The sequence below is a fragment of the Pseudomonas sp. 3A(2025) genome (assembly GCF_054589175.1).
Map to the genome: position 1 here is coordinate 146,466 of NZ_BAAILM010000050.1, position 26,363 is coordinate 172,828.

Genomic DNA, 26,363 nt, shown 5'->3' on the forward strand with positions numbered 1-26,363 from the left:
AGAACCTTCCCATGAATGTCCAGATAGCCCTGCTGCTGGGTCAGGACGGCATCACCAACGGTGCCATCTACGCCCTACTCGCGCTGTCGATATTGCTGGTGTTCACCGTCACCCGCGTGCTTCTGATTCCCCAGGGTGAGTTCGTCACCTATGGGGCACTGACCATGGCCGCCATCCAGGCCGGCCACCCGACGCCACTGGCCTGGTTGCTGCTGGTGCTGACCCTGATTGAATGCGTGCTCGACGCCGTGGCCCGCTATCGCGCAGGCCGCGGCCTGAGTATTGACCGGCACATGCTGATCAAGACCGGCTACGCCCTGCTGGTGATCCTGGCGGTGTATCAATTGCCGCTGGCCGAGCTGCCAATGGCCGCGCAGGCGGTGCTGACCCTGGCGCTGGTGGTGCCGCTGGGTCCGCGCATGTACCGGCTGTTTTTCCAGCCCATCGCCGGCGCCACGCCGCTGGTGCTGCTGATCGTGTCGATTGCCGTGCACGTGGCCATGGTCGGCCTCGGCCTGCTGTTGTTCGGCCCGGAAGGTGCCCGCACCCGGCCGTTTTCCGAAGCCGGCCTGGAACTGGGCCCGGTCACCCTCAACAGCCAGACGCTGTGGGTGCTGGCGCTGTCAGTGGTGCTGATCACCACGCTGTTTCTGTTTTTCGGCCGCAGCCTGTATGGCAAGGCTTTGCAGGCCACGGCGGTGAACCGTACCGGCGCGCGCCTGATGGGGATTTCGCCAGACCTGGCCGGCAAGGCGACCTTTGGCATGGCGACCTTCATTGGCTGCCTGTCGGGGATTCTGATTGCGCCGATCACCACGCTGTACTTCGACTCGGGCTTCGTCATCAGCCTAAAGGGCTTTGTCGGCGCGATCATCGGCGGCTTGATCAGCTATCCGCTGGCCGCCGTCGGCGCAGTGGCGGTCGGGCTGGTCGAGGCGTTCTCGATGTTCTGGGCCAGTAACTATAAGGAGGTGATCGTGTTCACCCTGATCATTCCTTTTCTGCTGTGGCGCTCGCTGCTCAGTCATCACGTGGAGGAAGAGGCATGAAACCCCGTCACCTGACCCTGGGCTTCATCGCCCTGATGGCCCTGGCGCCGTTTTTTCTGCCGACCTTTCAGGTCACCCTGCTCAACTACATCGGCCTGTATGCGCTGGTGGTGCTGGGTCTGGTGCTGCTGACCGGCGTCGGCGGCATGACCAGCTTCGGCCAGGCGGCCTTCGTCGGCCTGGGCGCCTACACCACCGCTTACCTGACCACCACCGAGCAACTGCCCACCTGGCTGGCCTGGGCCGGCGGCTCGCCGTGGCTGGCGCTGCTGGTGGGGCTGGTGTTTACCGCCGTGGTCGCACTGCTGCTCGGTGCGCTTACGCTGAAACTGTCGGGGCACTATCTGCCGCTGGGCACCATCGCCTGGGGCCTGTCGCTGTATTACCTGTTCGGCAACCTCGAAGGCATGGGCGGCCAGACTGGCATCAGCGACTTGCCGGCCATCAACCTGCTGGGCATCGAACTGGACAAGGGCGAGAAGATTTTCTACCTGATCTGGGCGGTGCTGCTGGTCGCGGTGCTGATCACCCAGAACCTGCTCGACTCGCGTCAGGGCCGGGCGATTCGCGCGCTCAAGGGCGGCCAGGTAATGGCCGAGTCGATGGGCGTGAACACCTTTCGCGCCAAGCTGGTGATCTTCCTGATTTCGGCGCTGTTTGCGGCGGTGTCGGGCTGGCTGTATGCGCACACTCAACGCTTCGTCAACCCAACGCCGTTCGGCCTGCACATGGGCATCGACTACCTGTTCATGGCCTTGATCGGCGGAGTCGGCAGTGTCTGGGGCGCGCTGCTTGGCGCCGGCGTGCTGACCTTGCTCAAGCAGTGGTTGCAGGACTGGCTGCCGCTGTTGATGGGCAGCCAGGGCAACTACGAAACCATCGTCTTCGGCCTGTTGGTGGTGCTGATGATGCAGCGCATGCCCGGTGGTCTGTGGCCGTTGCTGGCCAAGCGTTTTGCCAAGGCACGTCAGCGTCGTCAGGCGCCCGCTGCAACGGCCGCTGAAGCGCTGCCGCGCCGCGCGCAACCGGCCAAGGGCGAGCTGATTCTCGAAGCCCGCCAGGTGACCCGCCGCTTTGGTGGCCTGGTGGCCAACAACGACATGAACCTGAGCCTGCGTGCCGGCGAAATCCTCGCCCTGATCGGCCCCAACGGCGCCGGCAAGAGCACGCTGTTCAACCAGCTGTCGGGCGTCGACACGCCGACTTCGGGCGATGTGATGTTTCTCGGCCAGCGCATCAATGGCATTCCCTCACGGCACATCGCGCGGCTGGGCATGAGCCGCACCTTCCAGCATGTGAAGCTGCTGCCGACCATGAGCGTGCTGGAAAACGTCGCCATCGGTGCCCACCTGCGGGCGCAGGGCAGCGTACTGGCGAGCTTTGCGCACCTGGAGCGCAGCGAAGAGGCTCGCTTGCTGGCCGAAGCCCGCCGGCAACTGGAGCGCGTCGGCCTGGGCGAGTACCTGTATGAAGAAGCTGGCGCCCTGGCGCTGGGTCAACAACGGATTCTGGAAATCGCCCGCGCCCTGTGTGCCGACCCGTGCCTGTTGCTGCTCGACGAGCCCGCCGCCGGCCTGCGCCATAAAGAGAAACAGGAGCTGGCCGCGCTGCTCGGCAAACTGCGCGACGAAGGCATGGCGATTCTGCTGGTCGAGCACGACATGGACTTCGTCATGGGCCTGGTCGACCGCATCACGGTGATGGAATTCGGCCAGAAAATCGCCGAAGGCCTTCCCGAAACCATCCAGTCCGACCCTGCTGTTCTGCAAGCCTATCTGGGCGTGGAGTGAACCATGAATCATGTGAACAACCCGCTGCTCGAGATCAAGAACCTGTGCGTGGCCTACGGCAAGGTCGAGGCACTGACCGATGCCAACCTGACCGTCGGCCAGGGCCAGATCGTCACCGTGATCGGCCCCAATGGCGCCGGCAAGACCACCCTGCTCTCGGCGATCATCGGCCTGCTCGGCTCACGCGGGCAGGTGAACTTCGACGGCCGCCTGGAAGTGGTGCCCGAGGTTGAAGTGCTGGTGGGCCGGGGTCTTGGCCTGGTGCCGGAGAAGCGCGAGCTGTTTTCCAGCATGAGCGTCGAAGACAACCTCAAGCTCGGCGGCTTCATGCGTTACCGCCAGGGCGACCGCTCGTTCGCCAGCAGCCTGGATGAAATCTACAGCCTGTTTCCGCGCCTTGAAGAGCGGCGCAAACAAGCCGCCGCCACGCTGTCCGGTGGCGAGCGGCAAATGCTCGCGGTGGGCCGGGCGCTGATGGCCAAGCCCAAGCTGCTGATGCTCGACGAACCGAGCCTGGGCCTGGCGCCGCTGATCACCCGCGAGATCTTTCGCATCATCGATCAACTGCGCGGTCAGGGCGTGTCGATCCTGCTGGTCGAGCAGAACGCCCGTGCCGCGCTGAAAGTCGCCGACTACGCCTATGTGCTGGAGACAGGGCAAGTCGCCATGCACGGCCCGGCGGCCAGACTGGCCCACGACCCACGGGTGATCGACGCCTATCTGGGCGCGGCCAGCAAACACCAAACCATGCTTGCCAGCTAAGGAAACCCCATGGACAACCTCACTCCAACCGCCGCCCTGCGCGTGTGTATCGTCGGCGCCGGTGCCATCGGCTGCACCCTCGCCGCGCGGCTGGCCAACAGCGGCCAACAGGTCAGCGTGCTGGCGCGTGGCGCCGCCCTTGAGGCCATTGCCGCCAATGGCGTGCACCTGACCGACCTGGACGGCGAGCATCACGCACAGGTACAGGCGGCTGCCGACCCTGCCGCGCTGGGTGAGCAGGATGTGCTGTTTATCTGCATCAAGGCACCGGGCCTTGCCGCCCTGCTGCCGACCCTCGGCCCTCTGATTGGCCCACAGACCGTGGTGGTGCCGGTGGTCAACGGCGTGCCGTGGTGGTACTTCCATGGCGAGGCCGGGCGCTTTGCCAATTCACGCGTCGAAGCGGTCGACCCTGGCGGCGCGATCAGTCAGGCGCTGGACCTGCAGCACATTCTGGGTTGCGTGGTGTTCATCACTGCCGAAGTGCTCACCCCCTGCGTGGTGCGCTCGGGCAACCCGCACCTGATGATTCTCGGCGAGCCGGACAACAGCCAGAGCCCGCGCCTGGCGCAGGTGTGCGCGCTGGTCGCCGGTGCCGGCATCGAAGCCCGCGCCAGCGAGCGCATCCGCGATTCGCTGTGGACCAAGATCATCGCCAACCTGACCTCCAACCCTTTGTCGGTCATCACCGGCGCGACCCTGGCGCAGCTGTACGGCAAGCCGGAGCTCAATGCGGTGGTTGCCAAGATGCTCAACGAGGCGCTGCTGACGGCAGCGGCCTATGGCGCGCGCGTCGGCATCGACCCGCAGACCTTCATGAAGATGGGCGCCGACATGGGCGAGGTGCGCACCTCGATGTTGCAGGACTACGAGCACGGCCGCCCGCTGGAACTGCAAGCGATCGGCGACGCCGTGGTGGAGCTGGCCGAGCGCCAGGGCCTGCACATGCCGGTGACCCGCGACATCCTCAACCTGGCGCGCTTTCGCAGCCAGCCGTCCATTTGAATAGCAGGAACCGTCATGAACGCCAACGTTAACCCCGATCAATTCACCCAGCCTGCGCATATCGACGACGCCGAATGGGCGCTGCGGGTCAAGCTTGCCCAGTGCTATCACCTGGTCGACTGGTTCGGCTGGACCGAGGCCATCTTCAACCATATTTCGGCGCGCCTGCCCGGCCCTGCGCATCATTATCTGGTCAATCCATTTGGCCTCAATTACACCGAAATCACCCCGTGGAACCTGCTCAAGGTCGACCTCAACGGCCATAAACTCGAACCGTCGGACTACGACGGCAACCCGGCAGGCTTTGCCCTGCACAGCGCCGTGCATGCCGCCCGCGATGACATTCAGTGCCTGATCCACACCCACACCACGCCGATCTCGGCGGTGGTGCAAAAGAAACGCGGCTTTACCCACGACGACTTCTACGGCGCGCAACTGTACGGCCGGGTCGGCTATCACACCTTCGAAGGCATTACCCTGTTCGATGAAGAGAAGGTGCGGATGATCGAGAGCCTGGGCGACAAGCACGTGCTGGTGCTGCGCAACCACGGCATCGCGGTCGGTGAAAACAGCATCGACAAGGCGCTGTTTCTGTTGTGGACCGTGCAACGCGCGGCCGAGAACCAGTGCGCCGCCGGTGCTCTGGGCGGCGAAGATCACCCGCTGGAAGAAGGCATCGCCGAACGCTGCGCCGGCCTGACCGCCATGCTGATCCGCGAAAGCGGCTTTGCCAGCAAATTCTTCGACGCCATGGTGCGCAAGATGAGCACCGAACGCGGCCTGACCTGGTAAGGATGTGGCTATGCACGCTATGACTGAACCGCCGATCTCGCGCCTGGATGCCAACGGCAGCTTGCTCACCTGCAACCAGGCCTATTGCGACATGACCGGACACACCGCAACGGCACTCGAAGGCAGCGCCTTCGATGCCGGGCTGGCGCCGGCCATGCCCGCCGTTATTCTGGCCAGCCTGTGGCGCACGGTGCGCCAGGGCAAACCCTGGACGGGACCAGTGGTCGGCCGCACGGTTGGCGGCAGCCATTACTGGAAGCAGCTGTACCTGGTGCCGCTGTTCGATAACGGTCGCCTGAGCGCGCTGGGTACCGCGTACTTTCCGATGAGCATCGCCGAACAGCAGCATGCCGAGCGCTTGTATGGGCGTCTGGCCGAAGGCCTGGGGCCGTGGTCATGGCCAAAACGACTGGTCGCACTGGCCCGTGAACAGGCGCCGGCGCTGGCCTGTATCGGCGCCACCCTGACCGGCCTGGGCGCAGGCATGATCAGTCCGCTGGCCAGCGGCATCGTCTGCGCCGGCTTGCTGGCGCAGATCGGTTACAGCCAGGTTTATAGGCGGCGCCAGCAACAACGCTTGCTCGACGCCGGCGGCGACCACTTCAGCGACCCACTACTCAGCCCGTTGTATGCCCGCGAGCCCGGCATTCATGGCGAGCTGGCCATGGCTCTGGCCAGCCATACATGGCGGCTGCACACGGTGATCACCCGCCTGTATATCAACAGCGAACAGTTGCGCAGCCAGGCGCAAATCAGTGCCGGCGTGGTACAGGCGGCCAGCGAGGCACTGGAAGAACAGCAACAGCACACCGACCAGGCCGCCACCGCCATCGAACAGATGAGCGCGACCATCGGCGAGCTGAGCAGCAATCTGCAAGCCAGCGCCAACGCCGCCAGCGATGCCGAGCAGCTGGCACTCGGCGCCCAACAGGTGTCCGAGCGCAGCCAGATGTCGATGGACCAGCTCGGCGAATCGGTGATCGACATGGGCACCGCCATGGGCGAACTGGCCAATGCCGTGGAGGCGATCAGCAACGTCGCCGAGGTGATTCAGAGTATCGCCCAGCAAACCAACCTGCTGGCCCTGAATGCCGCCATCGAGGCGGCACGCGCCGGTGAATCCGGGCGCGGCTTTGCCGTGGTCGCCGATGAAGTACGCGGCCTGGCCTCACGCACCGCCGCCTCCACCGAAGAGATTCAGCACACCCTGCTGGGCCTGCGCAAAGGCAGCCAGCATGGCCTGGCGATGGCCGCCAGCGGTGAGCAAGCCGTCGGCCAGGCTCGCAACGATGCCCATCAGGCCCGTACGGCACTGCAAAGCATCTGTACCCAGGTGCAAAACATCAGCGCCAACAGCCAGCAAATGGCGGCCGCCCTGGAGCAACAGGGCCAGGTGGCGGGGGAAATCACCCAGCAGATCAACCGTATCGCGCAACGCACCGACGCCGAACGCGAACGCGCCAGCCAGAGCCGTGAGATCGCCCAGGCGTTGCATCAACTGGCGGACTCGCAGGCAGGCTTGTCGAAGCGCTTTATCAAGGGGTGAATCCTGTGGCTGGAAACGTCTATCATTGCGCCTCGTCTCCAGCCGGCCCTTGAGTATTTGATGAGCATCCCGAAAAAAAACCGCAGCCGCTACGACCCCTCAAGCGATGAGTTCTGCAAGGAAGAGTTTCCGTTCTACTGGCTGGCACGGGCTCACGGGCGTTACACCCAGATGATGGAAAAAGCCCTGAAGAAGATCGACATGGACCTGTCGACCTGGCGAGTGCTGTGGATTCTCAAGGAAAACGGCGAGTCGAGCATTTCCGAGATTTCGATCCACGCCATCGCCAAACTGCCGACCATCACCAAGATCGTCTACCGCATGAAGGATGACGGTCTGGTCGACACGGCAACCAGCGTCGACGACGGCCGCGTGACCCAGGTGCGCATCACCGAAGTGGGTCTGCAAGCGGTGGAACGCATGCAGAGCGCTACCAAGGACTTGTTCAAGCGCAGCTTCAACGGCCTGACCGAGGCACAGATTCAGCGGTTGAACCGGTTGCTGGAGACGGTGTTTCACAATCTGGAAGATTGATGTACAAAGCTGTAATTGATAATGATTATCGAGGCCATGTAGGATACGCCGCTTCGGGCAGGACATGTCGCACCTTGCCGAGATATTCGAGCACTCTCTTCTGTGGATCCGTCCGCCAGCAAACTTGACCTTTACCTGGCTCATCGCGCCGCGCTGGTGGATTACGCCGCGCCCATCGTCGGCTGCCGTGCGCGTGCCGAAGATGTGGTGCAGGAAGCCTGGCTACGCTTCAATGCCCGTCAGGACCCGAGCCTTGAGATCAGCCACCCGCTCGGTTACCTGTACCGCATCGTGCGCAATCTGGCGCTGGACCAGACCCGCAGCCTGGCCACCGAACGGCGTCAGCCCGACGGTGATGCGCTGCTTGCCGAATTGCCGTCCAGCACCGCTTCCCCCGAACAGCAGGTCGCAGGCCAGGACGAGTTGCAAATGCTCGCCGATGCACTGCTGCAGTTGCCCGAACGCACGCGCATCGCGTTCGAAATGCACCGTTTGGGTGGCTACACGCTGCAACAGGTGGCTGCCGCCATGGGCATCTCGGTCGGCTTGACCCATCAACTGGTGCATGACGCCCTGAGCCATTGCGCGAGCCGTCTGGAACGCGGTCATGGTTGAGCGCGCTGAAAATAATCTGAAAAAAAATCCGGCACATCCGTCCTTTGCTTACACGGGCGAATCTGTGGCACCCTCGCCCACCCCAAAAGACCCTGGAGCCTTGCCGGATATGTCGCAAGCCGAACCGCGTAACGCCCGTCTGGATATTGCTCTGGACTGGTTGTTGCGTGTCCGCGAAGCACCCGGCGATACGCACCTGCAAGACCAGTTGCGCGACTGGCAGCAGGCCGACCCGCAAAACGCCGAAGCGCTGAGCAAGGCCGAACGGGTCTGGCGCCTGACCGGGCAGATGCAGGCCAGCACCGCGCATTTGTGGCCGACTGTGCCACCGCAGCCGCAGGCACAACTGACGCCTGGTGCCGCGCCAGCCCGCCCGCGCAGGCGCCGCACGTTCGCCTGGGCGGCCAGCGCCGCACTGGCGGTCTGCATCGCCGTGGTCTTTGCGCCGCGTTTGACCACGCACCTGGAAGCCGATTACCTGACCGCGCAAGGTGAGCGCCGTACCGTGCAATTGCCCGACGGCAGCAGCGTGGTGCTGGATGCTGACAGCGCCATCGCCGTGCAATTTACCCTCACCGACCGGCAGATCCGCCTGCTGAGCGGCCAGGCCTTCTTCGAGGTCAAGCCGGACCGCAGCAAGCCCTTCATCGTCCACGCCAAGGCGCTGGATGTGACCGTGACCGGCACCGCCTTCAACGTCGACCTGCAAGACACACGCATCGAAGTCGCCGTGCAGCACGGCTCGGTGAAAGTCGCCGAACCCGACGCGCAACGCCTGCTCAACCCCGGCCTGACCGCCGGCCAGCGCCTGACCTTCGATCCGGATACCGATCAGGTAAGCCTCGACGTGCAGCCCGCCGGGCGCATGGCCAGCTGGCGCAACGGTCAGTTGATTGCCGAAAACGCCCGCCTTGGCGATGTGGTCGAGCAGATGCGCCGCTACTTGCCCGGCACGGTGTGGCTCAAGGATCAGGCGCTGGCCGACAAGCGCATCACCGGCGTTTATGACACCCGCGACCCGGAAGCGGCATTGCGCGCCATGGCGCAACCGCATGGGGCGCAGTTGAGCCATTACAGCCCGTGGGTGTTGGTGATTACCCGTTGATAGATGGAGAGTCCTCGCGATAATGCTCGCGAATGACCTGTGCCATATCCAGTGTTCCTTGCCTGGCATGCGCAGCAACTTTTAGTTCGATTACAAATGTCGGCAGCCTTGGTAATCCGCATTCGGCGTCAAGCTCGTGCAAGTCTTCAGGCACCAGCGAGCGTAGCCAGGGCGTCAGGGCCAGTTCGCTGCGGACCGTGGAGAGCGTGGTATCGACCGAAGCGTTTTCGAACACCACACGCCAATTGATATTCGCTTCGCCCAGCAACGAAAATACCGTGCTGCGGAACCTGCAGGTCGGGGTCACGAAACACAAAGGCAAGGGCCGCTGGCGAACCAGATGACCTGAGGCGCCGATCCATACCAAAGGCACTTCGGTCAGACGTTCAGCGCTTTGATCTTCTTCGCCCACCGGGCACTGCGTGATGATCAGGTCGACCAGACCGTTGTCCAGATGCTGGATCAGGTCGGCGGAGGAGCCTGCGACAATCGTCACTTCTGCATGCGCATGGCGGTGCGCATACAGCTTGAGCACCGGCGCAAAATGCGCACCCGCCATGTCATAAGGCACACCTACCCGGACGTATTCGGGCAGCGTTGTACCCAGCATGTCCTGGCAAACGCTGTCGTTGAGCTGCAATAGCCTTCGCGCCTGAGGGAGCAGTTCTGCGCCCTGCTCCGTCAGTTGCACACCACTGGAGTTACGCGCCAATAACAGGCAATTGAAAAACGTCTCCAGGCGTTTGACCTGCTGACTGACACCGCCTTGAGTAAGGTGCAACTGCCGTGCAGCAGCGCTGACACTGCCGGTTTGCACTACGGCAACGAAAGTGCGCAGCAAGACAAGATCAATCGTGCGAAGTCTGGACATTGGCAGGCCATCAAGAATGCTAATGGGTCCATTATAAACATTCGATATGGCGCGTCATTCGAGCGACGTACAGTGGTATTTCTTCGCCAATCGAGCCTTTCTCATGATCATCAGCGGTAGCACTGTCAATATCGAAGCAGCCTTGGCCAAGGTCAGTGAGTACTGGTCGCCACAGGTTATCGGTCAGGTCAACGACCAATACATCAAGGTCGCCAAGTTAAAGGGTGAGCTGCTGTGGCATGCCCATGCCGATGAGGATGAAATGTTCATGGTGGTGTATGGCGTGCTCAACATTCAGTTGGAAGACCGAGAGATCGTCGTAAAGCCGGGCGAGTTTTGCGTTATCCCCAAACAGGTCAGGCACAACCCTGTCGCGCAGGAGGAATGCGGCATCGTGCTGATCGAAACCGTCACGACGCAACACACCGGTGCCGAGATAACCGCCAGAACGGTGCCTGTCGAGAAGCAATTGGGATGACTCTGTCAGCGATCTGCTGACGCCTCCTGACGAAAACGGGCCGGCCTTCGTCTGAAGGCAGGCCCGTTCAGTCACTCGTACGCTTACAACGCCGCTTGCGGACTGCGCCCCAGCACGCGGGTGTACTCAGCCTTGGCGGTTTCTTCGGTGAACTCGCCCGACCACTTGGCAACCACGACGGTGGCCACGCTGTTGCCGATGGTGTTGCAGGTGGCAATCGCCATCGACATGAAGCGGTACACGCCAAACAGCAGCGCCAGGCCTTCAGCCGGCAGTACGCCGATCGCCGTGACGGTGGCGGCGAATACCACGAAGCTGCCGCCCGACACGGCGGCGGCGCCCTTGGAGGTCACCAGCATGATGGCGACGATGCCCAGTTGCTGTTCCCAGCTCAGCGGCACGCCGTAGGCGTTGGCGATGAACAGCACGCACAGCGACATGTAGATCGAGGTGCCGTCGAGGTTGAAGGCGTAGCCGGTGGGCAATACCAGACCAACGCTCTGCTTGGAGCAGCCGAACTTCTCCAGCTTTTGCAGCAGGCGTGGCAAGGCGCTTTCCGAGGAGGCAGTGCCCAGCACGATGAACACTTCGTCCTTGATGTACTTCAGGAAGCGCCACAGGCTGAACCCCGACAAGCGGCACACCGTGCCCAGCACCACGAAGATGAAGAACGCCACGCAGACGTAGAACATCAGCACCAGGTTGGCCAGCGACATCAGCACCGCCGTACCGTTGGCACCCACTGCGTAGGCCACCGAACCGAAGGCGCCCAGCGGGGCGAACTTCATGATCAGGTTGATGAACTCGAAGAAGGCTTCCGACACCCGGTTCAGGCCGTCTTCGATCACCGCCCGACGCTCTTCTTTCAGCGCCAGCAAGGCGAAGCCGAACAGGATCGAGATCACCAGCACCTGAAGCAATTGACCACTGGCGAAGGCGCCGATGAAGTTATCCGGGAATATTCCGTAGATGAAGTCCAGCGTCGAGGTCGGCGCGTGGCCCTTGGCAACGGCGGCGGCAGACGCGGCGGCGGTGGCGCTGCTGGGGTGGGCGTCGTGCATGCCAGAACCGATTTGCAGCAGGTTGCCCCAGATCAGGCCAATGGCCAGTGCCAGGGTCGAGACCACTTCAAAATAGACCAGCGCGCGCCAGCCGACCTTGCCGACCCGCTTGATATCCCCCGCCGAGGCGATGCCGTGGACCACGGTAAAGAACACCAGCGGCGCGACGGCGGTCTTGATCAGCTTGAGGAAGATGTCGCCAAGGATCTTGAACTTGGCCGCCAGCTCCGGGGCAATGAAGCCGAAGGCAATGCCAAGGAACATGGCCGCCACAACCTGAAAGGTCAGGTCTTTGTAGAGCGGTTTTTTTGCAGGACTCGCAGCAATAGCAGCAGACATGTTTGCGATCTCGTTGTTTTTATTGATAGGCAACTGTCAGGGCCCGGTTCGTGGCCGGGCTCATTTAGGTTTAACGCTTGACCGAGCCCGGCCGCGCCAACGCCAGATCGACCATCTGTGGCGCCAGGCCCAGGTAGTTGGTCGGGTCGGTAAGACGCTTGAGTTCTTCCACGTCCAGCTCGGCGGTGGCTTCACCCTGCGCCAGCAAGGCGTCGAGCAGGCTGATGCCCTGGTCGTTGGCCATCCGGCACGCGGCGTAGACCACGTCGTGGGCGACCTGACGGCCAAGTGCCGGGGCCAGGCCCATCATCACTGCCTCGGCGACGATCAGGCCTTGGGTCATGTCGAGGTTCTTGCGCATGCGCTCGGTGCGCACATCGAGGCCGGCGAGCATGAACCTGGCTTGTCCCAGTGAGGCGGCGCTCAAGGCAAAGGCTTCGGGGATGGCGATCCACTCGGCCTGCCATGGGCCGGTAGAACGCTCGAAGTCCTGAATCATGGCGTCGAGCATCAGGCCGGCCTGCTGGCGCACGCCTTTGGCGGCGGCGTACATCAGCTCGCAACTGATCGGGTTGCGCTTCTGCGGCATGGTGCTGCTGGCGCCACGGCCTTTTACGAACGGCTCGTAAGCTTCGCCCAGCTCGCTGGTCATCATCATCATGATGTCCAGCGCGATCTTGCCCAAAGAACCGGTGACCAGGCCAAGGAAGTTCAGGGTTTCGGCCAGGCCATCGCGTGCCACATGCCAGGTGGCCTGCGGCACGCCCAGACCCAGTTCGGCCATCAGCGCTTCCTGCACTTCCAGGCCCTTGTCGCCCAGCGAAGCCAGGGTACCGGCGGCACCGGCGAACTGGCCGATCTCGACCCGTGGACGCAGCTCGACCAGACGCTCGGCGTGGCGGTCGAACATGCTCAGCCACACCGCGCACTTGTAGCCGAAGGTGATCGGCAAGGCATGTTGCAGGTGAGTGCGGCCGGCCATCGGCGTGTCGCGATAACGCAGCGCCAGGTCAGCGAGCAGGTTGCGCACCGCCTGAATGTCACGCTCGACGATCAGCAAGGCGGCGCGCACTTGCAGGACCACGGCGGTGTCCATGATGTCCTGAGTGGTCGCACCCCAGTGCACGTAGCGACCGGCTTCGCCACAGATCTTCGACAGTTGCTCGACCAGCGGCAGGATCGGGTAACCGACGATCTCGGTCTCGTGCTGCATATGTGCAAGGTCCAGCGCCTCGTATTTCGAGGTGCGGGCGATCTGCTCGGCAGCGTCCGCCGGGATCACGCCGCAGCGCGCTTCGGCACGGGCCAGGGCGACTTCGACCTCGATGTAGCGCTCGATCAGGGCTTTGTCGGAGAACACCCCGCGCATCTCGGCAGTGCCGAACATGTCGCGGAACAGAGTGGAGTCGAAAACGGTGGTGGACATGGCATGTTCCTGAAATGTTGTTATTGGACCGTACATATTGTTTATGTCCGTACATAATTGTTGCCATCACACTGGTAGACTGTCAACTGGTTGATTTGACGAGGCTGATGAAGGGCATGAACGACGCGCGCTATGCGGTGCTGGCAAGGGATCTGATGGAGGGCATCGCGTCAGGGAAATACCCGGTGGGCAGCCTGCTGCCGACCGAGTTCGAGTTGTGCGACCTGTACGAGGTCAGCCGCCACACGGTGCGCGCGGCGATCAACCAGTTGCAGACCCAAGGCCTGGTGTCGCGGCGCAAGCGCGTCGGTACGCGGGTCGAAGCCAGCTCACCACGCGGCGGCTATTCGCATTCGCTGGCCACGGTGTCGGACCTGGCGCACCTGGCTGAAACCCAGCAGCGCGACATTCAGGAGGTGCGGCATTTCGTGGCCGACATCGCCCAGGCCAAGCGTCTGGGCCTGCAACCGGGCGAGCATTATTTCTGCGTGTCGAGCGTGCGCATCGACCGTGACCACCCCGAAGCGCCGTTGTGCTGGACCGATGTCTATGCCCGGCAAAGCTATGCCGAGGTCATCGAGCAGGCCCGTGAACAGCCTGGCGTGTTGATCGCGACGCTGATCGAAGCGCACTTCGGGCGCTACATCGATGTGATCGACCAGCAGGTGCGCGCGGTGTTGCTGGACGCCCGGCTGGCGAAACAGCTCAACGCCGAAGCGGGCTCGCCGGGGCTGAATATTCTGCGTCAGTACCGCGATGAGAACGGCGAGTTGATCGTGGCCTCTGAGACCATTCACCCGGACGACCGCTTTACCCTGGTGTTGCAGATGAAGCGCGACCGAGCGGTTTAATACTCGCCGTGCGGCAAGTGTATATTTTGTAAATTCACTTTACTCTCAAATGAGAAACCCTATCATCCAGCCCTTGTCCCCGTGTCGAGGGCTCTGGATCAAGGCTTGACCGATCCTGCGCACTGCGTCCTGCTCTCGTCGCTTCACCCGCAGCCAGGACTCCTCGCCATGTTCAAACCCCTTTCCCTTGTGATGCTTGCCGTACTGGCCACGCCGCTGATGGCCGCTGAGCGCACGCTGGACACCGCCTTCGGGCCGGTGAAACTCGATGCCACGCCGCAGCGGGTCATTACCCTCGATGAAGGCAGCCTCGACACCGCGCTGGCGCTGGGCATTCAGCCGGTCGGTACGGTCTCGACACGGGGCAGCGATCAGGTGTCGGCGTACCTCAAGGACAAAGCCGGTACGCCGGGCATCGTCGGCACCAGCCGGGCGCCGAACATGGAGGCGATCTTCAAGCTCAAGCCGGATCTGATTCTGGCCCCTGAAGGTTTGAGCAAGGATCTCTACGCCGCCTACAGCCGCATCGCGCCGACCATCGTCGCCAAGGGTTCGAGCAGCAGTGCCTGGCAGGACAACGCCAGCTTCATCGCCAAGGCGCTGGACCGCGAAGCGCAGGGCAAGAGCGTATTGCAGGCCATCGACCAGCGCATTGCCGCGCTGAAAGCCAAGGCACCGGCCGGGCAAACGGTGTCGGTGGTGCGCTGGAACCCGCAAGGTCCGATTGCCATGTCGAGCAAGATTTTTGTTGGCCAGTTATTGACTGCCGCCGGCTTCAAGAGCACCGAACTGGCCAACAGCCTGAGCAAGCCGCACAGCGATGTGCTGAGCCTGGAAAACCTGAGCAAGATCGACGCCGACTGGCTATTCGTCGCCAGCCTGAACAGCGAAGGCGCCAAGACCCTGGAAACTGCCCGTGCACAACCGGCGTTCGCACGCCTGGGTGCGGTACAGAACAAGCAGGTGGTGGATGTCGACGGTCAGGTCTGGGCCAGCGGTTCGGGGCCACTGGCAGCGAACAAGGTGCTGGATGACCTGGAGAAGGCGCTGATCAAACCTTGATGACTGCATTACCCCGCGTTTACCGCTCCCGCCTCATGACCTGCGCCGCCCTGCTGGCGCTGGTCACCCTCGCCAGCCTGCTGTTCGGTGCCGGCGATACCGGGCCGGTTCGCGCCGTGCACACGTTATTAGGCCACGGCAGTGCCGACGAACGCTTTGTGGTCTTCGAATTGCGCTGGCCGCGCACCCTGCTCGGCCTGCTGGTCGGCGCTGCACTGGGTGCCGCCGGCATCGTGCTGCAAGCCACCACCCGTAACCCATTGGCCGAGCCCGGCCTGCTCGGGGTCAGTGCCGGCGCTTCATTGGCGGTGGTGCTGGCGATTGCGCTGGGCGCCAGTTCGGCCACGGTCAATCTGGGCGTGGCCGTGGCCGGTGCGCTGGCCGGCTGTTTGCTGGTGCTGCTGGTCAGCCGCGTCGCCACGCTGGGCAATGACCCGGTGCGGCTGGTGCTGGCCGGTGCGGCGTTCAGCAGTTTGCTGGCGGCGATCACCTCGGTGATTCTGCTGCACGATCAGCGCAGCGCCGACGAGATCCGCTTCTGGGTCATCGGTGCGCTGGCCGGACGTTCCGCCGATACCCTGCTGTGGAGCCTGCCCGGCGTCATCGCAGGACTTGCACTGTTGCTGCCACTGATTCGTCCGCTGGCCAGTCTGGCGCTGGGTGAACGGGTCGCGGCCGGTCTGGGCCATCACCCGCAGTTGATCCGCTTCTGGGCACTGGTGGCCGTTGCGCTGCTGGTCGGCACCGCGACCTCGGCGGCCGGCCCCATCGGTTTTGTCGGCCTGATCGTGCCCTTTATCGCCAGGCGCCTGGCGGGTCCGGACATACGCCGCACCTTGCTGCCGTCGCTGTTGCTCGGCCCGTGTGTGCTGGTGGCCGCCGATATCGTCTCGCGCCTGAGCGTGCGTCCGTATGAGCTGCCCATTGGGGTGATCACCGCGTTTATCGGCGCACCGATCCTGATTGCGGTGGTGCGCGGCCAACGGATTCCACGCTTATGAACTTGCGTCCGCTGCCCGGCTACTGGCTGGTCCGCCTGGGCGGTTACTCGCTGCTGGTGCCCAGGCGCGCCACAGGGGCTGCTACTGCATTGTTGCTGGCACTGCTGGTGATCGGCGCCGCCAGCCTGGCCAGCGGCGCCGCCGGGCTCAATCCGTTGAGTGCGCTGTTGGCGCTATTTGGCCAAGGCGATCCGATGAATGTGTTTCTGGTTCAAGAATTGCGCTTCGAGCGGCTGCTGGCCGGGCTGTTCAGTGGCGCGGCGCTGGGCATCGCCGGTTGTCTGTTGCAGACCCTGGCCCGCAACCGCCTGGCCACGCCCGGCATCATTGGCCTGGACGACGGTGCGACGGCATTTGCCGTGGCCTCCATCGTCGCCATTCCCACCAGCCTGGCCCCTTCGGCCCTGGCGTTGATCGGCGCCTGCACCGCTGCGGCGCTGGCTTTTGGACTGGGCGGCGGCAGCGGCGCACGCGGTTATCGGTTCATCGTGGTCGGCATTGGCGTGGGTGCGGTGTTCGGTGCGCTGACCAACCTGATGCTGGCCCGCACCGACATCGACAGCGCCAACCAGGCCTACCCATGGACCGTCGGCACCCTCAATGCCCGGCCGTGGCTGGCGGTGCAGATGCTCGGCATCGGCCTGTTGCTGGCGCTGCCGTGCTGCAAGGTCTTGACCCGGCCACTGACTATCTTGCGCTTCAACGACCAGGTCGCCCGCGGCCTGGGTGTGCATCTGGGGCGGGTGCGGGCCGCCACACTGGCGCTGACCGTGCTGCTCACCGGCCTTGCAGTGGCGGTGGTCGGCCCGGTGGGCCTGATCGCCCTGGCGGCGCCAGAAATGGCTCGCTATCTGTCGGGGTATCGCGGTGTGCCGGTGCTTAATGCAGGCTTATGCGGCGCCCTGTTGATGACCGCTGCGGACTGGGCCGGGCGCACCTGGCTGGCACCGCTGGAAATCCCGGTGGGTATCGTTACGGCGATTATCGGCGGCCCTTATCTGCTGTGGATTCTGATCCGCCAACCCATCCGGAGCACCCCATGACCCTCGACACCGCGCTGCTGCCCATCGATGCAGCGCCCGCACGCCTTGAAGCACGCGAACTGAGCCTGGATTACGCCCGCACGCGAATCATCGAACAGCTGTCGCTGAGCCTGCCGCCGCACAAGGTCACCGCCATCGTCGGCCCCAATGGCTGCGGCAAATCCACCCTGCTGGCCGGGCTGAGCCGCCTGCATGCGCCCAGCCACGGCGCGGTGCTGCTCGACGGTGCCGACATCGCCCGCCTGCCGACCCGCCGCGTGGCCCAGCGCCTGGCCCTCTTGCCTCAGGATGCCAGCGCCCCGGACGGCTTGACCGTGCATGAACTGGTGCGCTTTGGCCGCCAGCCGCATCAGGGCGTGCTGAGCCAGTGGTCCGAACAGGATCAACGCATTGTCGAAGCCGCGATTGCAGCGGCCGACTTGCAGGACCTCGAGCACCGCGCGCTGGAGTCGATGTCAGGCGGCCAGCGCCAGCGCGCCTGGATCGCCATGGCGATTGCGCAGGCCACTCCGCTGCTGTTGCTCGATGAGCCGACCTCGGCACTGGACCTGGGTCACCAGATTGAAGTGTTCGAACTGATTCGCGACCTGGCTGCCACCGGCAAGACCCTGGTCATGGTGGTCCACGACTTGTCCAGCGCCTGCCGCTACGCCGACCATCTGGTGGCGATGCAGGCCGGCCGGATCGTGGCCGAAGGTCCGCCCGATCAGGTAGTGACCCCGGCGCTGGTCGAGCAATTGTATGGCGTGCAATGCGAGCTGCTGCGCGATCCGCACAGCGGCACCGTAGTGATCGCCGGTGTTCGGCGCCGCGTGGCGAAGACCTGAGCTAAAGCTGTCGGCGCATAGAACCGCGAGTTCGGTTGACCGGAAAAAATGTTTCAAGGATGTGACAAGAGTGCGTGGTAGCTTCGGTCCATACCCACCCCTTTCAGGACGATCATGAACCGTACGCTTCTGGCCCTGGCCTTCACCACGCTGTTTACCCCTACCCTTACCCACGCCGCCACTCACTCTGCCAATCCTTCGAGCAGCATCAGCGATGCGCAATACGCCGATGTGCTGGGCGGTTCATGGCGCACCAAGGACAACAGCGCCCGCGACGGCGCGCGCCATCCCAGGGAAACCTTGCAGTTCTTTGGTTTGCAGGCCAACCAGACGGTGATCGAAATCACCCCTGGCGCAGGCTGGTACAGCGAGATCATTGCGCCATTGCTCAAGGACCACGGGCATTACATCGCCGCCTTGCAGGCGCCGTCGTCGGGTGATTACTACAAGAAGGCTGCCGACACGCTCAAGGACAAGTTCAAGGCCGACCCTGAACGGTACGGCAGGGCCGAGCGGGTCGAGTTTGACCCCAAGGCGCCGGTGTTCGGCGCACCGGGTTCAGCCGACCGGGTGCTGACCTTCCGTAACGTGCATAACTGGGTGCTCGCAGGCGATGCGCCGGCCACGTTCGAGGCGTTCTTCAAGGTACTCAAGCCGGGTGGCGTGCTGGGAGTGGTCGATCACCGCGCCAGGGACGGTGCCGATCTGGAAAGCATCAAGAAGACCGGTTACCTGACCACCGACTATGTGATCAGGCTGGCGCTGGATGCAGGATTCAAATTACAGGACAGAAGTGAGGTCAACGCCAACCCCAAGGACACCAAGGACTACCCGGCCGGCGTCTGGACTCTGCCACCGAGTTACAAGCTCGGTGAACAGGACAAGGCCAAGTATGCAGCCATTGGTGAGTCCGACCGGTTGACCCTCAGGTTTGTGAAACCCTAGGTTCAGGAATTACCCCGGCACTCGCTCATCGTCCGGTATTGCACAGCGTTGAGGTCGCCTTTGGAATCCTTGTAGATCATCAACCGCGGCGTCACCTGGCAGGATTTATCCAGTGGGGTCTTGAACACCACACGGGCGACATCCAGCTTCATGCCGTAGCGGTATTCGACGACCTCGGGCACCGGCAGGTTCTGTCGGCTGGCGTGCTCTTGCACCAGGGTCTGGTAAGAAGTGGCCTGAGCGGCCAGCGGGGTCAGCAACACAAGGCCGGTGAACAACAGGGTGGTCAGTTTCATCGTGGTTCTCCTTCAAAAGATGGCGCTAGGTTAACCACCGGCCACTTTCGGGAGCATTGCGTGAAAATGACCATTCAGTAATGTGGCATCGCGCTATCTACTTGTTGCACAAACAAAAAACCCGCGATCTGAACCGTCGCGGGCTTTTTGTTTACGCCTTGACCGGAATCAATCAGGGTCGCGGCGATGTGCCCATTGATACAGCGCCGGCAGCACCAGCAAGGTCAGCATGGTCGAGGACAGAATGCCGCCGATCACCACGGTCGCCAGCGGTCGCTGTACCTCGGCTCCGGTGCCGGTGGCCAGCGCCATCGGGATAAAGCCCAGCGACGCTACCAGCGCAGTCATCAGCACCGGGCGCAGGCGCGTCAGGGCTCCCTCGTTGATGGCATCAAACAGTGAACGCCCTTCTTCACGCAGGGTACGGATGAAGGCAATCATCACCAGGCCATTGAGCACCGCGACACCCGACAAGGCGATAAAACCGACCCCTGCCGAAATCGACAACGGAATATCGCGCAGCCACAGCGCCAGCACCCCGCCGGTCAGCGCAAACGGAATACCGGTGAACACCAGCAGGCCGTCCTTGAGGTTGTTGAACATCATGAACAGCAGCGTCAGCACCAGCAGCAAGGCAATGGGCACCACAATCTGCAGGCGCTCGGCCGCCGATTGCAATTGCTCGAACTGCCCGCCCCACGCGGTCCAGTAACCGGTCGGAATCTTCACCTGGTCCTGCAGGGTTTGCGCGGCCTCCTCAACGAACGAGCCCAGGTCGCGACCGCGCACGTTGGCGCTGACCACCACCACGCGCTTGCCGTTCTCGCGGCTGATCTGGTTCGGCCCCAGTTCCAGGTCGAGGCTGGCGACCTGCGACAGGGTGATAAAGCCGATCTGTTGGCCGGCATTGCCCGGCACCGGAACCAGCAGGCTGGCCAAGGCCTCGGGGTCCGTACGCAGGGTTTCGGGCAGGCGCACGACCATGTCGAAACGCCGGTCGCCTTCGTACAGGATGCCGGCCTCACGACCACCGACAGCAATCGCGATGGCGTCCTGTACATCACCGATATTCAGCCCGTAGCGAGCGGTTTTTTCGCGGTCGATATTGATAGTCAGCACCGGCAGGCCGGTGGTCTGCTCGACCTTCACCTCAGAAGCACCGGGGACGTTCTGCAGGGTCGCGGCAATTTTGGCAGCGGTCTGGTTGAGCACGTCCATGTCGTCGCCAAAGACCTTGACCGCCACGTCACTGCGCACTCCGGAGATCAACTCGTTGAAGCGCAACTGGATCGGCTGCGACAGCTCGTAGTTGCTGCCCGGCACGCTGGCAGCGGCCGCTTGTAGTTCAGCGATCAGGGTCTCGCGCGACTTGCCAGGCTCTGGCCACTCGCTGTTGGGCTTGAGCATCACATAGGCGTCGGAGATGTTCGGCGGCATCGGGTCGGCAGCGATTTCGGCGGTGCCGGTGCGGGCGAAGACGCGCTCGACCTCGGGCATTTTCGCCATGATCGCCTTCTCCAGACGCTGCTGCATGTCCACTGACTGGCTCAGGCTGGTGCCCGGCACACGCAGGGCCTGCAAGGCAAAGTCGCCCTCGCTCAGGCTGGGGATGAACTCGCTGCCCATGCGGCTGGCGGTAACCCCCGACAGCACCACCAACACCACGGCCATGGCAAAGGCGACGCTGCGATGCGCCAGCACCCAACCCAGCACCGGGGCATAGCCCTGGCGCGCCTTGCGCATCACCAGGCCCTCTTCTTCCTTGACCTTGCCGGTGACGAACAGCGCGATGGCGGCTGGCACGAAGGTCACCGAAAGGATCATGGCGCCGAGTAAGGCGATGACCACGGTAAAGGCCATGGGGTGGAACATTTTGCCTTCGACCCCGGTCAGGGCGAAGATCGGCAGGTACACCACCATGATGATCAACTGGCCGAAAATCAGTGGCCGACGCGCTTCTTTGGCCGCCGCGAACACCTCATGGAAACGTTCGGAACGGGTCAGCAACCGGCCATGTTTGTGCTGTGCGTTGGCCAGGCGGCGGATGGCGTTTTCGACGATCACCACCGCGCCGTCGACGATGATGCCGAAGTCCAGCGCGCCGAGGCTCATCAGGTTGGCGCTGACCCGGTTGGTGAACATACCGGTGAAGGTGAAGAGCATGGCCAGCGGAATCACCATGGCCGTGATCAGCGCCGCACGGATATTGCCCAGAAACAGGAACAGAATCGCGATGACCAGAATCGCGCCTTCGATGAGGTTTTTCTTCACCGTGGCGATGGCTTTTTCCACCAGATTGGTACGGTCATAAACGGTTACCGCGACCACGCCGTCCGGCAATGTACGATTGATCTCGGCCAGCCGCGCCGCGACCGCCTGCGAGACGCTGCGGCTGTTTTCGCCGATGAGCATGAACACCGTGCCCAGCACCACTTCACGGCCGTTTTCGGTGGCCGCACCGGAACGTAGTTCCTTGCCGATCATCACCTCAGCGACATCGCTGACCCGCACCGAGGTGCCCTCGACATGGGTCAGCACCACATTGGCGATGTCTTGCAGACTGCCCAGTTGGCCCGGCGCCCGGATCAGTAGCTGTTCGCCGCTGCGCTCGATATAACCGGCGCCGACGTTGGCGTTGTTACGCTCCAGCGCGGTGAGCAAATCATTCAGGGTCAACTTGTAGGCCGCCAGCTTGCGCGGGTCGGGGGCGATCTGGAACTGCCTGGCAAAGCCGCCGATGGTGTTGATCTCGGCCACACCCGGCACATTGCGTAACTGCGGCTTGATGATCCAGTCCTGGATCACCCGCAAGTCGGTGGGCGTGTACGGCGTGCCGTCCGGCTTGCGCGCCTCGTCACTGGCCTCGACGGTCCACAGGAAGATTTCACCCAGCCCGGTCGACACCGGCCCCATGACCGTGTCGACCCCGGCCGGCAGTTGCTGGCGGGCATTCTGCAAGCGCTCGCTGACCCACTGGCGGGCGGCGAACAGGTCGGTGCCTTCCTTGAAAATCACCGTGACCTGCGACAGCCCGGAGCGCGACAGCGAGCGGGTCTGTTGCAAATCAGGCAAGCCGGCCATGGCGGTTTCGATGGCGTAGGTGATGCGCTGCTCGGTTTCCAGCGGCGAGAAACCGGGGGCTGCGGTATTGATCTGTACCTGGACGTTGGTGATGTCCGGCACGGCATCGATCGGCAGCTTCTGATAGCTGGCAATCCCCAGCCCGGCCATGAGCAAGACAGCGAGCATCACCACGATGCGCTGCTCGATAGCGAATTGAATCAGGCGTTCAAACATGCAGGCGTACTCGTCGGCAGCGGATCAATGGGAGTGCTCGGCCGAGCCTTTGCCCAGCTCGGACTTGAGAATGAAACTGCCGGCGGCGGCGACTTCAGTGCCGGCGTGCAGCCCCTCGATAATTTCCACATGACCGTTGGCCCGGCGGCCGGTTTTCACGGCTTGCAACTTGAAGCCTTCGGCGTTGCGCACGAACACCGACGGGCTGTTTTCCACGGTTTGAATCGCTGTCTCCGGCAAAGTCACGCCGGCCTGATCCTGCGCCACGTTCACCTCGATGCTGACCAGCAGGCCGGGACGCCATGCGCCTTGTGGGTTGGCCAGGGTGACGCGCACCGGCGCGGCGCGGCTTTGTTCGCCCAACAGGTTGCCGACGTAGCCGACACGGCCTTCGACCTGAGCATGCAGGTCGGGCGCGGTGACGGTAACCGAGCGGCCAACCAATACTTTGTCGAGGTCTTTGGCAGTGACGCCGAAGGTCGCCCAGACCCGCGACAGGTCGGACAGGATGAAGGCATTGCTGGTCTCGCTGACCACTTCACCAAGAGTGAGGTGCTTTTCGACGATCATGGCGTCGAATGGCGCGACCAGTTCATAACGGTTGCCGCCCGCCGGGTTGAGCCCGACACCGATCACCGCCAGTTTCTGTCGCGCGTTGGCAACGTTGATCTGCGCCTCTTCAAAGGCCTGGCGGGCCAGTTGGTAATCCTGTTCGGCAGAGATCTTGTCCTGCCACAAGGTCTTTTCCCGTTGCAGGGTGCTGCGGGCGGTTTCAAGGCGGCGCTGGGCGGCGCTGAGCTCGCTGCGCTGATCGGCAATCTGCGGGCTGGCGATCACCGCCAGTACCTGGCCTTTCTTGACGGGCTGACCCAGCTCGACCAGCACTCGTTCGACGACGCCGCTGACCCTGGGCACGATGTGTGCGGTGCGGTCTTCGTCGAAGCGAATTTCGCCAGGAAAGCTCACGGCGCTGTTCATCGGTTTTGCCGTGGCGACCGCCAGCTCGATGCCGGCACTGCTGATCTGTTCGGCAGACAGCGCCAGTTGGCCTTCCTCTTCATGACCCTCTTCTTCGTGGGCATGGCCCTCTTCCTGATGATCATCTTGCTTTTCAGCCGCCGGCGTCTTTGGTGTAGCGGGCTCTGGATGATCGTGATCATGATCGTCGTCATGAGGCTTTTCGGCGGCCTGGGCGCTTTGCCCGGACAGCAATGCACCGCGCTGGTCAGTCAGCGTCAAACTACCAAGACCAATAAGGCCGACCAGCGCCACGGCGAGGGCAAGGCTGCGTGTATTGTTCATAAGGGCTCCGCGAAATCGGTAATCAGGGTTGGCGAGGCAGGCTGGCGGAATCGCCATAAATACGTTCGATGGCCACTTGCGCCTGGGTGCCTGTGGCCAGGGCTTGGAGGTAACGGCCGCGGGCATCGATCAGGGTGCGTTGGGCGTCCAGCACATCGATAAAGCCGAACTTGCCGACCTCGAAACCTCGGGTTGCGGTGTCCACGGCCTGCTGTGCCGCAGGCAGGATGACCTGGGTGAACGACTGCACTTCGCGGGCCGCATTGCTCCATTGGTCCAGCGCCGTGCGGGTCTGGGTGCGCAGGTCCAGCTCGACGGCATTGCGCAGGTCACGGGCCTGGTCGGCGCGGCGCGAGGCGGCCAGCACGTTGCCCTGGTTACGGTCGAACAACGGCAGCGGCATCGACAGGCCGACCACATTGATGCGCTCGCGCTCTTCGCGGCTGTACTGGCTGCCGACGCTGACGGTGAGGTTGGGGATGCGTTGGGCACGTTCCGAACCCAGCGAAGCTTCGCGCTGCTGAATCTGCGCTTCGGCCAGGCGCATGGCCGGCGCCTGGTTCAACACGGCGAGCAGGGGGGTGGCGGCGGGGGCCGGCTGTGGCGCCAGCGTGGCGAAGGTCAGGCGTTGCAGTTCGCCCTCGCCTGCGCCAGTGACCCGCGCCAGTTGCCGCTGGCTGTCGGCTTGCAGGGTGCGGGCCTTGCGCACCTGCACCTCGGTTTCGGCCAGTTGCACTTGAGCGCGGGTGGCTTCGATGGGTGATACCTGACCTGCACGGACACGGCCGTCGGCCACCCGCAGGCCACGCTCGGCCAGTTGCTGCGATTGTTCGGCCAGCTCTACGGCAGTCTGCGCACGGGCGGCGGCATAAAACGCCTGAATCACCGTAGCGCGCAATTCATGGGTCTGGCGCTCCAGCTCAAGCCGGGCGGCATCCTGACCACGCTCGGCGACATCGATACGCGCGCCACGCTTGCCACCCAGTTCCAGCGCCTGGCTGAGCATCACCGTGGTGGTCTGGGTGGAACGACGAGTGTCTTCGACTTCCCACGACAGTTCGGGGTTGGGCATCAGCCCGGCCTGCTGGCGCTCACCCTCGGCAATGCCCAGTTCCTGGCGCACCGCTGCCAGGTCGGGGTTGCGCGTAAAGGCGGCATCGATGGCCTGCGCCAACGTCAACTCAGCGGCTTGCAGGTAGCTGGCGGACAGCAGCAACACACACAGCACGCCGACTTGAGCCAGACGCCTGCCGCAACCTGCGGCCAGAAAAAGGGGTTGCTCGGCTGGCATGTTCACAGGTCTCCCGTCACATCACTGGATACGCCCGAAACGGGCTGAGTATTGAGTGCGGGGGACTTTAGGGAACGGCCGTTAGCGGCAGGATTGCCTGAACATTACAATTTCGTTATTTGCGGCTTTGTGTGATCTGTGTCGTAAGCGGGTTTCGACATCGTTCGCCTGGCGCCGAACTCGTAGGAGCTGCCGGGCGGCGATACGCTTCTGCAGCAAAACGCAGCGCCACCGTTCGCGGCTAAAGCCGCTCCTACGACGTAATGCCGTTCAGTTAAGCATGTGCGCGGACCTATAGGAGCCCGCTCCTATCAAAAATAAAATAACTCATTGATTTTATTGAATTAAAAACAAAAATCTGTAGGAGGCAGCTCTGCTGGCGATTGAGCGCGAAGCGCTCACAGAAATCGTCGACACGCTGCGAATCTACGACTGCTGCGCAGCCGATCGCGAGCAGAGCTCCCTCCTACAATGTTTGCTGCGCGACAGCGCGGCGCCGTGGCGTCGGGTGATCTCCTACAAGGTTCGTACCGCGCTTAACGGATAGGCATTAATCCTGCGACGACGACAAAGCGCAGCATTTTTACGGCGCCGGGTCGTAGTCGTTCACATTACCCACCTGGATGTGCAAACGCCCCAGCAGGTTGACCAGGGTGTCTACCTCCGCTGGCGACAGGTCGCTGAGCAGGCGGCGTTCGCGCTCCAGCGCGACCTTGATCACCTGATCGTGCAACGCCTTGCCGCTGGCGGTCAGGCGCACGGTGTAACGGCGGGCATCCTTGGGGTCGACCTGGCTTTGCACATGCCCTGCTGCCTCGAGCGTTTGCAGCGAGCGGCTGGCCGCGCTCTTGTCCAGGCCGACGACCTGGCAGATGCGGTTGGCGGTGATATCGCTTTCCACCGCCAGCATGGACAGCATCCGCCACTCCACCACGCCGATACCGAAGTGCTTGCGATAGCACTGCGACGCGCCAGTGGCGAGCTTGTTGGCAAGAAAGGTCAGCAAGCCCGGCACATAGCGGGCAAGGTTGAGTTGCTGGTCACTCGACATGGTGCAAATACCTTGAGTCAGTAG

The 26,363-nt window shown here is 63.2% G+C and carries 24 protein-coding genes; 16 read left to right on the forward strand and 8 right to left on the reverse strand.

Annotated elements, in window-relative coordinates:
* The first annotated feature begins 11 nt into the window (after window positions 1–11).
* From ACYP2A_RS20095 to ACYP2A_RS20135, 9 genes are all read left to right on the forward strand, one after another.
* Window positions 12–1,049 (forward strand): branched-chain amino acid ABC transporter permease, encoded by a 1,038-nt coding sequence (locus tag ACYP2A_RS20095; RefSeq protein ID WP_459747557.1) that lies wholly within the window; start codon window positions 12–14, stop codon window positions 1,047–1,049.
* On the forward strand, window positions 1,046–2,839 hold the full coding sequence (locus ACYP2A_RS20100; RefSeq protein WP_459747558.1) for a branched-chain amino acid ABC transporter ATP-binding protein/permease: 1,794 nt from the start codon (window positions 1,046–1,048) through the stop codon (window positions 2,837–2,839). Before ACYP2A_RS20095 ends, ACYP2A_RS20100 begins: the two co-directional genes overlap by 4 nt.
* A gap of 3 nt (window positions 2,840–2,842) precedes the next feature.
* The gene (locus ACYP2A_RS20105) at window positions 2,843–3,601 is read left to right on the forward strand and encodes an ABC transporter ATP-binding protein (protein WP_459747559.1); all 759 of its coding nucleotides are present in this window, start codon (window positions 2,843–2,845) and stop codon (window positions 3,599–3,601) included.
* 9 nt (window positions 3,602–3,610) lie between these two features.
* Window positions 3,611–4,606 (forward strand): ketopantoate reductase family protein, encoded by a 996-nt coding sequence (locus ACYP2A_RS20110; RefSeq protein ID WP_459747560.1) that lies wholly within the window; start codon window positions 3,611–3,613, stop codon window positions 4,604–4,606.
* A 15-nt stretch (window positions 4,607–4,621) separates the two neighbouring features.
* On the forward strand, window positions 4,622–5,398 hold the full coding sequence (locus ACYP2A_RS20115; RefSeq protein WP_459747562.1) for a class II aldolase/adducin family protein: 777 nt from the start codon (window positions 4,622–4,624) through the stop codon (window positions 5,396–5,398).
* A gap of 10 nt (window positions 5,399–5,408) precedes the next feature.
* The gene (locus ACYP2A_RS20120) at window positions 5,409–6,944 is read left to right on the forward strand and encodes a methyl-accepting chemotaxis protein (protein ID WP_459747563.1); all 1,536 of its coding nucleotides are present in this window, start codon (window positions 5,409–5,411) and stop codon (window positions 6,942–6,944) included.
* Between the two features lie 60 nt (window positions 6,945–7,004).
* The gene (locus tag ACYP2A_RS20125) at window positions 7,005–7,478 is read left to right on the forward strand and encodes a MarR family winged helix-turn-helix transcriptional regulator (RefSeq protein ID WP_459747564.1); all 474 of its coding nucleotides are present in this window, start codon (window positions 7,005–7,007) and stop codon (window positions 7,476–7,478) included.
* Between the two features lie 102 nt (window positions 7,479–7,580).
* Window positions 7,581–8,093, forward strand: a complete 513-nt coding sequence (locus ACYP2A_RS20130; protein WP_459747565.1) for a sigma-70 family RNA polymerase sigma factor — start codon at window positions 7,581–7,583, stop codon at window positions 8,091–8,093.
* Between the two features lie 109 nt (window positions 8,094–8,202).
* On the forward strand, window positions 8,203–9,198 hold the full coding sequence (locus ACYP2A_RS20135; RefSeq protein ID WP_459747567.1) for a FecR family protein: 996 nt from the start codon (window positions 8,203–8,205) through the stop codon (window positions 9,196–9,198).
* Here the strand turns inward: ACYP2A_RS20135 and ACYP2A_RS20140 are convergent.
* On the reverse strand, window positions 9,188–10,069 hold the full coding sequence (locus tag ACYP2A_RS20140; RefSeq protein WP_459747568.1) for a LysR family transcriptional regulator: 882 nt from the start codon (window positions 10,067–10,069) through the stop codon (window positions 9,188–9,190). The genes ACYP2A_RS20135 and ACYP2A_RS20140 overlap by 11 nt on opposite strands.
* A gap of 103 nt (window positions 10,070–10,172) precedes the next feature.
* Between ACYP2A_RS20140 and ACYP2A_RS20145 the strand changes: the two genes are divergently transcribed.
* Window positions 10,173–10,547 (forward strand): cupin domain-containing protein, encoded by a 375-nt coding sequence (locus ACYP2A_RS20145; RefSeq protein ID WP_459747569.1) that lies wholly within the window; start codon window positions 10,173–10,175, stop codon window positions 10,545–10,547.
* 83 nt (window positions 10,548–10,630) lie between these two features.
* Here ACYP2A_RS20145 and dctA read toward each other — a convergent pair whose 3' ends face one another.
* On the reverse strand, window positions 10,631–11,947 hold the full coding sequence (dctA, locus tag ACYP2A_RS20150) for a C4-dicarboxylate transporter DctA (RefSeq protein ID WP_459747571.1): 1,317 nt from the start codon (window positions 11,945–11,947) through the stop codon (window positions 10,631–10,633).
* A gap of 70 nt (window positions 11,948–12,017) precedes the next feature.
* Complete coding sequence (locus tag ACYP2A_RS20155) at window positions 12,018–13,373, reverse strand: class-II fumarase/aspartase family protein (RefSeq protein WP_459747573.1); 1,356 nt, start codon at window positions 13,371–13,373, stop codon at window positions 12,018–12,020.
* A gap of 116 nt (window positions 13,374–13,489) precedes the next feature.
* On the opposite strand from ACYP2A_RS20155, the gene ACYP2A_RS20160 reads away from it, so the two are divergent.
* The 6 genes from ACYP2A_RS20160 (at window position 13,490) to ACYP2A_RS20185 (ending at window position 19,102) form a co-directional block, all read left to right on the forward strand.
* On the forward strand, window positions 13,490–14,224 hold the full coding sequence (locus ACYP2A_RS20160; RefSeq protein ID WP_459747574.1) for a GntR family transcriptional regulator: 735 nt from the start codon (window positions 13,490–13,492) through the stop codon (window positions 14,222–14,224).
* A gap of 168 nt (window positions 14,225–14,392) precedes the next feature.
* Window positions 14,393–15,286 (forward strand): ABC transporter substrate-binding protein, encoded by an 894-nt coding sequence (locus tag ACYP2A_RS20165; RefSeq protein WP_459747576.1) that lies wholly within the window; start codon window positions 14,393–14,395, stop codon window positions 15,284–15,286.
* On the forward strand, window positions 15,286–16,287 hold the full coding sequence (locus tag ACYP2A_RS20170; protein ID WP_459747578.1) for a FecCD family ABC transporter permease: 1,002 nt from the start codon (window positions 15,286–15,288) through the stop codon (window positions 16,285–16,287). Before ACYP2A_RS20165 ends, ACYP2A_RS20170 begins: the two co-directional genes overlap by 1 nt.
* Window positions 16,284–17,330, forward strand: a complete 1,047-nt coding sequence (locus tag ACYP2A_RS20175; protein ID WP_459747580.1) for a FecCD family ABC transporter permease — start codon at window positions 16,284–16,286, stop codon at window positions 17,328–17,330. Before ACYP2A_RS20170 ends, ACYP2A_RS20175 begins: the two co-directional genes overlap by 4 nt.
* Window positions 17,327–18,157, forward strand: a complete 831-nt coding sequence (locus ACYP2A_RS20180; protein ID WP_459747582.1) for an ABC transporter ATP-binding protein — start codon at window positions 17,327–17,329, stop codon at window positions 18,155–18,157. Before ACYP2A_RS20175 ends, ACYP2A_RS20180 begins: the two co-directional genes overlap by 4 nt.
* 114 nt (window positions 18,158–18,271) lie before the next feature.
* The gene (locus ACYP2A_RS20185; protein ID WP_459747583.1) at window positions 18,272–19,102 is read left to right on the forward strand and encodes a class I SAM-dependent methyltransferase; all 831 of its coding nucleotides are present in this window, start codon (window positions 18,272–18,274) and stop codon (window positions 19,100–19,102) included.
* 2 nt (window positions 19,103–19,104) lie between these two features.
* Here the strand turns inward: ACYP2A_RS20185 and ACYP2A_RS20190 are convergent, their stop codons facing one another.
* The 5 genes from ACYP2A_RS20190 to ACYP2A_RS20210 form a co-directional block, all read right to left on the reverse strand.
* Window positions 19,105–19,398 carry a DUF2790 domain-containing protein gene (locus tag ACYP2A_RS20190; RefSeq protein WP_459747584.1) on the reverse strand — a complete coding sequence of 98 codons (294 nt, stop codon included), beginning with the start codon at window positions 19,396–19,398 and terminating at the stop codon, window positions 19,105–19,107.
* A gap of 168 nt (window positions 19,399–19,566) precedes the next feature.
* Window positions 19,567–22,695 carry a CusA/CzcA family heavy metal efflux RND transporter gene (locus tag ACYP2A_RS20195; protein ID WP_459747585.1) on the reverse strand — a complete coding sequence of 1,043 codons (3,129 nt, stop codon included), beginning with the start codon at window positions 22,693–22,695 and terminating at the stop codon, window positions 19,567–19,569.
* A 24-nt stretch (window positions 22,696–22,719) separates the two neighbouring features.
* Window positions 22,720–23,997, reverse strand: a complete 1,278-nt coding sequence (locus ACYP2A_RS20200) for an efflux RND transporter periplasmic adaptor subunit (protein WP_459747587.1) — start codon at window positions 23,995–23,997, stop codon at window positions 22,720–22,722.
* 22 nt (window positions 23,998–24,019) lie between these two features.
* The gene (locus ACYP2A_RS20205; protein WP_459747588.1) at window positions 24,020–25,288 is read right to left on the reverse strand and encodes a TolC family protein; all 1,269 of its coding nucleotides are present in this window, start codon (window positions 25,286–25,288) and stop codon (window positions 24,020–24,022) included.
* Between the two features lie 583 nt (window positions 25,289–25,871).
* Window positions 25,872–26,339 carry a MarR family winged helix-turn-helix transcriptional regulator gene (locus ACYP2A_RS20210; RefSeq protein WP_459747589.1) on the reverse strand — a complete coding sequence of 156 codons (468 nt, stop codon included), beginning with the start codon at window positions 26,337–26,339 and terminating at the stop codon, window positions 25,872–25,874.
* Between the last annotated feature and the right edge of the window lie 24 nt (window positions 26,340–26,363).